This is a genomic window from Aromatoleum evansii, from assembly GCF_012910805.1.
Classification (GTDB): Bacteria; Pseudomonadota; Gammaproteobacteria; order Burkholderiales; family Rhodocyclaceae; genus Aromatoleum; species Aromatoleum evansii.
Window position 1 is genome coordinate 1 of the sequence record NZ_WTVK01000201.1, and the last position, 468, is coordinate 468.

Genomic DNA, 468 nt, shown 5'->3' on the forward strand with positions numbered 1-468 from the left:
ATCGCGGGCAGCTCGTTGACGAGGCACTGACGGCGCCCGAGGCGGATGACGCCGACGGCGAACGCGACGGACGTCAGCAGCACGAGGCCCTCGGGCACCATCGGGGTCAGTGCGGCCACCATGCCGAGGACGGCCTGCTTCCAGTCGTCGCGCGCGAGCAGCAGCTGGTTGACGATCGGGATGAGGCCGGCGGGGATGAGCAGGTAGGTGATGACCTTGAGGATGCTGTCGATGCCGCTGCGCAGTTCGGAGCGCACGAGCGTGAATTCGCCGGCGTCGGCCGTGAGCTTGGCGGCGTACGAATCTCCGCCGACGGCGGTGGCGCGCATCAGCCCCGAGCCCGCGACGACGAAGCTGCCGGAGCGCAGGTCGTCGTCGCTGCGCTTGTCGATCGGGTCTGATTCACCCGTCAGCAGTGACTCGTCGACGTCGAGGTGATCGGCGCGCAAGACGACACCGTCGACGGCG

1 protein-coding gene is annotated in these 468 nt (G+C 69.0%); it reads right to left on the reverse strand.

The genetic code is table 11. The features are described from left to right. Positions 1-468, reverse strand: a 468-nt coding sequence (locus tag GO615_RS29895; protein WP_246262543.1) for a P-type ATPase actuator domain-containing protein, incomplete at both ends; no start/stop codon positions are given.